This is a genomic window from Microbulbifer sp. TYP-18 (assembly GCF_040932045.1).
GTDB lineage: Bacteria > Pseudomonadota > Gammaproteobacteria > Pseudomonadales > Cellvibrionaceae > Microbulbifer.
Genome location: NZ_JBFRBC010000051.1, coordinates 1 through 7,581, shown reverse-complemented (window position 1 = coordinate 7,581; position 7,581 = coordinate 1). Strand labels below are relative to the sequence as shown.

9 protein-coding genes are annotated in these 7,581 nt (G+C 58.6%); all 9 read left to right on the top strand.

The window, feature by feature from the left end:
- The first annotated feature begins 156 nt into the window (after positions 1 to 156).
- The gene (locus ABVT36_RS18470) at positions 157 to 1,008 is read left to right on the top strand and encodes a SprB repeat-containing protein (protein WP_368457877.1); all 852 of its coding nucleotides are present in this window, start codon (positions 157 to 159) and stop codon (positions 1,006 to 1,008) included.
- A gap of 49 nt (positions 1,009 to 1,057) precedes the next feature.
- Positions 1,058 to 1,312, top strand: a complete 255-nt coding sequence (locus ABVT36_RS18465) for a hypothetical protein (protein ID WP_368457876.1) — start codon at positions 1,058 to 1,060, stop codon at positions 1,310 to 1,312.
- Positions 1,313 to 2,011: a hypothetical protein gene (locus ABVT36_RS18460; protein ID WP_368457875.1), complete on the top strand. Its 699-nt coding sequence runs from the start codon at positions 1,313 to 1,315 to the stop codon at positions 2,009 to 2,011.
- Positions 2,011 to 3,609, top strand: a complete 1,599-nt coding sequence (locus ABVT36_RS18455) for a hypothetical protein (RefSeq protein ID WP_368457874.1) — start codon at positions 2,011 to 2,013, stop codon at positions 3,607 to 3,609. Before ABVT36_RS18460 ends, ABVT36_RS18455 begins: the two co-directional genes overlap by 1 nt.
- Before the next feature lie 83 nt (positions 3,610 to 3,692).
- Positions 3,693 to 5,894, top strand: coding sequence for a DUF1983 domain-containing protein (locus ABVT36_RS18450; RefSeq protein ID WP_368457873.1), 2,202 nt, complete (start codon positions 3,693 to 3,695; stop codon positions 5,892 to 5,894).
- Positions 5,891 to 6,286 carry a hypothetical protein gene (locus tag ABVT36_RS18445; protein WP_367151846.1) on the top strand — a complete coding sequence of 132 codons (396 nt, stop codon included), beginning with the start codon at positions 5,891 to 5,893 and terminating at the stop codon, positions 6,284 to 6,286. Before ABVT36_RS18450 ends, ABVT36_RS18445 begins: the two co-directional genes overlap by 4 nt.
- On the top strand, positions 6,270 to 6,632 hold the full coding sequence (locus tag ABVT36_RS18440; protein WP_368457872.1) for a DUF4376 domain-containing protein: 363 nt from the start codon (positions 6,270 to 6,272) through the stop codon (positions 6,630 to 6,632). The genes ABVT36_RS18445 and ABVT36_RS18440 overlap by 17 nt, the downstream gene beginning before the upstream one ends.
- Positions 6,633 to 6,810: 178 nt before the next feature.
- Entirely contained in the window at positions 6,811 to 7,074 is a 264-nt protein-coding gene (locus ABVT36_RS18435) for a hypothetical protein (protein WP_368457871.1), read from the top strand.
- Positions 7,071 to 7,581: hypothetical protein (locus ABVT36_RS18430; protein ID WP_368457870.1), on the top strand; the 511-nt coding region annotated here is incomplete at its 3' end. The genes ABVT36_RS18435 and ABVT36_RS18430, both read left to right, overlap by 4 nt.

The following is a 7,581-nucleotide window of genomic DNA, read 5'->3' as shown; positions in this document are numbered from 1 at the left end:
AGATTTGTCCGTGTGCTACCCGATGATCTACAACTACTGGTGCGCGGTCAACGCCTGGCAGGCACAGCGGCTCACAAAGCAGCAGCGGCGGCTCAGGAACCAGCAAAAAGCTCTCAATCGTTTGGCGGCCCGGGTCAAAAAGCTGGAGGCGGCCTAGTGGGGTCCACACCGGGCAGCTATCCGCTGACCAGCGAGCAACTTGCGGGTCTGGACGGCATCAATAATACGTTTACCAGCGAAAACCTTGCGGCGCGCGGCGATGTGCCGGGTCCGCCCTTTAGCAGCGACGACCTGTTGGGCCTGACGGACTATGTGCCCATGAGCGGGGCCTCGTTGTCAAAAACCAGTGTCACCAATGAAAATATCGCGCTGGTTGGGACTTCCCGGACACTGAGTTCCGGCACCATCACCGCCAGCGTCAGCGGTGGCACGGGCAACTATACCTATACCTGGCAGAAAGTCAGTGGCACCACCCTGTCACAAAGCGGCTCCGGGGCGTCGGTCAGCTTGACCCATACCAGCAGCAGCGGCGTGTCGGTTACAGCGGTCTACCGGTGCCGGATTACCGATGGTGTGGGCACCATCACCACCAACACTGTCACGATCAGCTTTACCCACTACCGGCTCAATACCGGGGCGATCACCAACGAAGTCGCGATTGACTACGCGCCGGCGACGGTGACCGCGACGGTGTTTGTGAACCGCAACGGCACCGCCAGTGGTACCGGTTACTGGATAGCGCCGGCCAGTTCCACCGTGGGGGATTTATTTGATGTGTATTTCAATATCACCCTGGGCACGGTCAGTAGTGGTTCGCCCACCACAACCCCGTTGACGATCAATACCCAGCGCTGGCAATCGGTGACGGCCAGCCAGTCGCGGCCGGATAAGCCGGGCCTGAGCAAGGTAGCGGACGTGCGCGTGCGGATACGCAAAAAATCCGGTGGCGGCTACCTGTTCGACAAGACCGTCAGGATTTCAGCAATCGTGGAGAGTGACTGGCTATAGCGCCTTTTTAATGAACCCCTTATTTTTTCGAGCATCAGGAGTGCAAAGTATGTCAACCGGCAATCGACCCAGACGCAAGACCGTAGACAAGGAAAATCCGCAGGCATCTTCCCCGGCGGCTGACGAGTACGTGATTACCGGGGAGCAACTGCAGCAGCTGCGCCAGCTATTGGGTGGCATAGTGCAGACAGGTTCGGGGTTTGATCCCGACCCGGTAAAGATGTACGGCGGCATGATTCAATCCAATCGAACCCTGGCGACACAGGCGGCGGATGTGTTGCAGCAGCTGCGCCCGGTGACCTGAATGCGCCACGCCTTCTTATACAGTTACGACCCACAAAACGGCCTGCAAACACAGGCCGTTGTTGTATCCGACCTGCGCGATATAAACCGCATGATGGAAGTGGCGCGCAGTAAAGGGCTGGATGCGTCCAGCGCTTTGGTGCAGGACGCGATTGCGGCCTATGTGGACTATCCGCCTTTGATGGACCTGGTGCATCAGTGGGCAGAGGCGGTGGACAGGGCGGCGTTGGAAGCGGAGCACCCCTGGCTGGCATTTTATCGGGGCGAGGCAGTGGCGTTGCCGGAGGACGACCCAGGGCTGCGTCAGGCTGAAGTGGATCAGGTGGTCGCGGAGTTTTATCGCCGGGTGTTCAAGGCCGAGCGAGCGGAGCGGTTGCGGGCGATCAAGGTGATGGTGGACGGCAAGCAACTGGATGGGGACGAGACGGCCCAGACCCGTATGGCACGGGTGGTGACCATCGCCCAACACCAGCTGCTTAATGGTCTCATCAGCTATCTGGAAACACAGCAGGGCAACACAGCGTTGACTGCGCCAGAGTTGGTCAGCGGCCTGTTAACGGCATTCAACCAGATCCGCCAGGACCAGTCGGCCCAATGGATGCTGTCAGACAATAGCGCCAGCACATTCACCCCGAGTCAGTTGTGCGAAGGGTTGCACCTGGCGATGCGGGAACAGGAAAGTTTGTGGGGGTTTGATTGATGGCCCGGATAAGCAGTTACAACTTTGCCGGAGAAACCCCCCGTATTGATCCCAAGCTTCTGGATGGCCGCTTTGCCACCCGGGCAATGAATGTGGAACTGCGCCGGGGACAGATAGCGCCGGCCTGTGCACCGGCGGAAACAGGGCAGACTCTGGATACGGCTACACAGACCCTGTACCTGTTCAACCGTGAGGGCAACGAGGGGCAGGGCTTCTGGTTTGAATTTGCCGGCGATGTGGATGTGGTGCGGGGGCAGATTGCCGGGGATACCACGGAGCGCACTTATTTTACCAGCGATGGTGTGCCCAAAATCACCGACGCCACCCTGGCCACCGGTGGCGCCGGTCCCTATCCCTCCGGGGTGCACGACCTGGGCCTGCCCGCACCCTCTGCGGCGCCCTTTGTGACTGGCCCGGACGGGGAACCGCCGGAGGGTGGCCAGTCGATCGACACCGCCTATATCGTCACCTTTGTATCGGCGCGTGGAGAGGAGGGGCCGCCCAGTGTGCCCTCGCGCATTGTGGCGCGCTGGGACGGGGCCACGGTGGAATTGAGCGCGATTCCGGTGGCCAGCGGGAATTTTGTGGTGCAGACCAAACGAATCTACCGGGCCGAATTGACCGGGTTTCAGTTTGTGGCCGAGATCCCCGCCGCCCAGGACAGCTTTAGTGACAGTGTGAAGTCGGGACAACTGGGGGAGTCCTGTCCCAGTGGGGACTGGATTGCGCCGGACCCCAATATGACCGGGCTGACGGCGCTGCCCAATGGGGTGATGCTGGGGGCTTTCGGCAATACCCTGGCGTTTTGCGAACCCTTTCAGCCCCACGCCTGGCCGATTCGCTACCAATTGGCGATGGCTTACGATTTTGTTGCGGCGGCGGTGATTTCCAGCGGTGCGGTGATCGCTACGACCGGCAAACCCTATCTGGTGGCCGGTTCCGAACCGGCGGCCATGAGCCTGGTGCCACTGGATGAGGTTCACGCCTGTGTCAGCAAACGCTCCCTGGTGGATATGGGGGAATACGTCATTTATGCGTCACCGGACGGGCTGGTTGCGGTGGGGGGCACTGATGCGCGTCTGGTCAGCGAACCATTGATACTGCCATCGCAGTTTAGGGAGCGCTTTAATCCATCGAGCATTCACGCCTATCGCTTCGAGGATCGCTATCTGGCGTTTTACGACAATGGAATTGAGCGGGGCAGCTTTAGTTTTTCTGTGCAGGAGGGGTTTCGCTTTTACGATGTGACGGCGGACACCGCCTACCTGGACGAGGCCAGTGGCGAACTGTACCTGTGTCAGGCGGGCGTGGTGAGCCGCTGGGGCGCCGGCCCGGACTCGCCCTATACCTGGCGCAGCAAAATCTGGCCAACGCCGCTCGGGGTGGGATTTGCCGCGGCCAAGATCGACGCCGATACCTATCCGGTGGATTTTGACGTTTACGCCGACGGCGAGCTGCTGCACAGCCTGTCGGTGACGGATGGCCACGCCTTTCGGTTGCCCTGCAGGCGCCGTTACCGCCATGTGCAGTTCGAGCTGCGCGGCACTGCGCCGGTATCGAATATCCAGCTGGCCGGCAGTATGAGCGAGATCAGCTGATGGCGAGGCGCCCGACCGGATTACCGAATCTTCCTTCAAAGGTAGACCGTGCCATTCGGCCGGTCCTGGAAAAAATAATTGAATTGGTCGAAGTAGGGCTGGGTACACGGGGCAATCCGCTCGACGCTTTTCTGACAAAACGCAACCTGATTGATACCGGGCTGGTGAAGTTGATCAACAACTCGCGGTTTGCAATTCCCGGTATAGATCTGGTTCCCACCAACTCGGCACCCGACCCGATAGTGCCACCGGCCCCAACGGGCTTTGCGGTGACCAACGGTTTTAGTCATGTGTTTTTGCAGTGGAACAACCCCAACAGCCAGTACCGGGGCCACGCCTACACCACTATTTACCGGGCCACTGAGGACAACCTGGCCAATGCGGTGGCCATCGGCCAGTCCACCAGCTTTTTGTATGCGGATGTGGGGGTACAGCGGGAAGTCACTTATTACTATTGGATTGCCTATACCTCGATCACCGATATTGAGGGGCCGCACAACGGGGCGGCGGGTACTGCCGGCAGTACGGCGCCGGACCCGGCGCTGGTGCTGGAGAGTCTGTCGGGGCAGATTCGGGAAACGCAGCTGTATCAAACGCTGCAGGACCGCCTGAACCTGGTCGACAACCCGGCGACGGGACTGGTGGACAGTCTCAGCAATGAAATCAGTAGCCGCCAGCAGGCGGTCAACAGCCTGCAGCAGCAGATTGACGGCCTGGTGGTGGCCACGGATGTGGAGATTTTTTATCAGCCGGAGGCGCCGACCCCGGAACAGGCCAGTGGCGGTGTGCTGGTGGAGGGCTCCCGCTGGTTCGACACCGACGATAATAATCACCCCTATGTATTTACGGAGGACGACGGCCTTTGGCACGATGCCCGTGATCAGTTGGTATTGAGTGTGGAGGCCAATTTAACCACCGAGCGGTTGGCGCGGATCGCGGCGGACGAAGCGCAACTGGCGCGCCTGGATGCCATGGAGTTGACGGTCAACGACCCTGCCAATGGTGTGGCGGCCAATGCCGGTGCCATCACTGCCCAGAACCTGCGCATCACCAGCAATGAAGAGCAGCTGGTGGCCCAGGCCGGGCAACTGGACAGCCTGGAACTGACGGTGTTCGATGCCAATACCGGTGTGGGCGCCAATGCGTCCGCGCTGGCCGCCCAGGCGCTGGAGATTATCCGGGTCGGCGAGGATATCGCGGCCCAGGGCCAGGACATCGCCGGCCTGCAGGCCACGCTGGAAAACCCCAACAGCGGCTTGTCGGCCAGTGCGGCGGCCATCGATCAGTTACAGATTGATGTGGCCTTTATCGACGGGGAGTTGCAATCCCAGGCCACGGCCCTGACCCAGGTGCAGACCGAATCCGGCGAAAACACCACGGCGGTGCAGGTGCTGCAGCAGAGCGTTGACGGCATCGAGGGCCAGTTCACGGTCAAGATCGACAGCAACGGCTATGTGGCCGGATTCGGCCTGGCGGTGACCCAGAACGAGTACGACGGCACCCAGCACAGCGAGATGGTTTTCTCCGTGGACCGCTTTGCCGTGGGTGCGCCGGGGAAGGCCGAGCTGGCTTTTATTATCGATGGCAACCGGGTGGTGATGGATGGCGCGCTGATCAAGGACGCCACCATCAATACCGCGCAGGTGGGCAGCATCGCGGTGGACAGGATCACCGGGATCAACGCGGCCTTTGTGCTGGCCCGTATCGGCACCGGCAGTATCACCAACGCCTATATCGGCGACTTTATCCAATCGGACAGCTTTGGCAATTCCGGCGGTGTGCAGGGCTGGCGCATCGACAAAACCGGCGCGGCCATTTTTAACCATATCTATGCGCGCGGAAATATTGAGGCGGACCGGCTGAAAGCCAATGCCGTCAATATCATCGATACTCTGCATATAAAAAACAATGCGGTCACGATAGCGAAATCAGTCAAGATCCCGAATCAAACTCTAATCTATCCAGGCGCAAGGGCTGTATTGGCAACGGCCAGTTTTAACCCAGAAGGCGGCGGATATCATGTGATAGTCACCGGGGAGTTTTACCAGTGGGAGGATGGGGCGGTTGAAGTGGAACTGTTTATCAATGGTGTGCACCGGCAGAGCAATGTGATCTGGCAGGACGTGGGGGGCAGCTCGAATATGAACTGGTCGGTACCGGTGTCCATGAGTTATGGCGGCAGCAGTGCGTCGATTGTGACGGTAAGGGTGACCGCCAAGCACCTCGAACATAAAGGCGGGTATATGCGCAATGGCAATTTATTGATTATGGGGGCCAAAAAATGACACTTTATGTTGTTGTCTTCGATCCATCCAATGGGCGGATTCACTGGACCGTGACAGGTGCAACCCGGGAAGATCTGGAGATGTCGGTTCCAGAACATCTGGACTGGATGATTGTCCCGGACGATGTGTATGTAGATGTTAATGCTGACTATATAAAGGATGGAGCCATCGTCAAACGACCACTTATGGAGGTTACTTGGCGCTACGATGCCGCAGCCAGGGATATTGTTGTGGAAAAAATCCCGGTTGGTGCCATGGTGACGGTGCGCAACTGGAAGGGGGTGGTCAACGACGGATTCATAGTTTGGCGGGTTGCCGAGCCGGGCTTCTACAGAATTTATATTGACCTATTTCCCTACCAACCGGAGTGGATTCATGCCGAGATTACCTGAATACGATCCACTGGACGTGCCCGCCACTCGACCGCAAATCAATGACTGGCGCCGTACACAAGAGGAAGCGCCTTTGCTGGTGGATGGCTTTTACCTGGATGTGGATCGGGAGAGTCTGCACCGGATGGAATTGCGGCTGAACCACTGGGATCAGATGGAGACTACCAGCATCGCCTGGATGACCGCCGAAAACCATCAGCTGTGGCTTACTCCGAATGACCTGCGCAAACTCTATGACAATGCCTTGATGGAAAAATCCCGGCGCAGTGCGGCACTGTATGAGGCTGCGCAGCAATTCAAGTGTGACGGTGCCACGCTGCGGCAGCTCAGGGAGTGGAAGGCTTAACTCTCCCGAAGCCGGATTAATTACCACTGCCTAATCTCTACTGCCTATGTTGGTGTTGCAACCTTTTTGCATGTTGGCCGCCTTTCAGGAGCCAATCGGGGCAATCGGTACGCGCTGTGGTGTGCCGGATCTTTTTACACAAATTCGATGCGGCGTGGTTAATGGTCGCGCCTTCCTAATGACCGACGACGACAGTTTTTGTGTGCTGCGCCCAAGAATCGAGAAAGGGGACAAGGTGATCGAGGTTTGGGCCGCTTGCGGTAAAGGTGGCAATGCAATCCGCGCTCACTTTCCGCAGGCACAGCGAATGGCGCTGGCCGTTGACGCAAAGTATTTACAGTTCTGGACGGTGTTGCCGGGGCTAAACCGATTGGCCCGGCGCCTGGGATTTGAGCCCCATCGCACCGAGGGTGATTTTACGATCTGGAGGATGCCTTTGTGAAACTTTCCATGGTCATTGATTCCGATGACAAGGGTCTGTACGACCAGCTTCCCGGTACGGGAGAATTTGAAACCTTTCAGCCCTTTCGCTTGCGGCGGTTATTCCACAAAGGTGGTGACAACAAAATCGAAGAGACCGCCGACGAAAAAGCCTTTGCGGATGTGGTGGCGCAAAAGTGGAATCACTATCAGCAGAAATACTCCGGTCTGGAGCAGGAGTTTATGGACCGGGTGGACGCGCAGGACAGTGAAGCGGCAATGGATTTTGCCGAGGGATCGGCGAATCAGCACAGTCGGGCCAAGTTCAGTGAGGCCAAGGCGGGTCTTCAGGACAATCTGGTGTCGGCCGGCATCAATCCCAACAGTGGCAAATTCAAATCCGCCACCAACCAGATGGCGGTGGCCGAAGGGAAGTCCACCGGCGAGACGGTGACCCGTGCCGGCAACAGCCAAAAGGACCAGTATGTCACCGGGTTGCAGAACATCGTCAACATGGGGCAGGGCAAGT

What these genes read in the sequence shown, in the direction of transcription:
- ABVT36_RS18465 (WP_368457876.1), top strand. Translation starts at nt 1,058, where the DNA reads ATGTCAACCGGCAATCGACCCAGACGCAAGACCGTAGACAAGGAAAAT.
- ABVT36_RS18460 (WP_368457875.1), top strand. Translation starts at nt 1,313, where the DNA reads ATGCGCCACGCCTTCTTATACAGTTACGACCCACAAAACGGCCTGCAA.
- ABVT36_RS18455 (WP_368457874.1), top strand. Translation starts at nt 2,011, where the DNA reads ATGGCCCGGATAAGCAGTTACAACTTTGCCGGAGAAACCCCCCGTATT.
- ABVT36_RS18445 (WP_367151846.1), top strand. Translation starts at nt 5,891, where the DNA reads ATGACACTTTATGTTGTTGTCTTCGATCCATCCAATGGGCGGATTCAC.
- ABVT36_RS18440 (WP_368457872.1), top strand. Translation starts at nt 6,270, where the DNA reads ATGCCGAGATTACCTGAATACGATCCACTGGACGTGCCCGCCACTCGA.
- ABVT36_RS18435 (WP_368457871.1), top strand. Translation starts at nt 6,811, where the DNA reads ATGACCGACGACGACAGTTTTTGTGTGCTGCGCCCAAGAATCGAGAAA.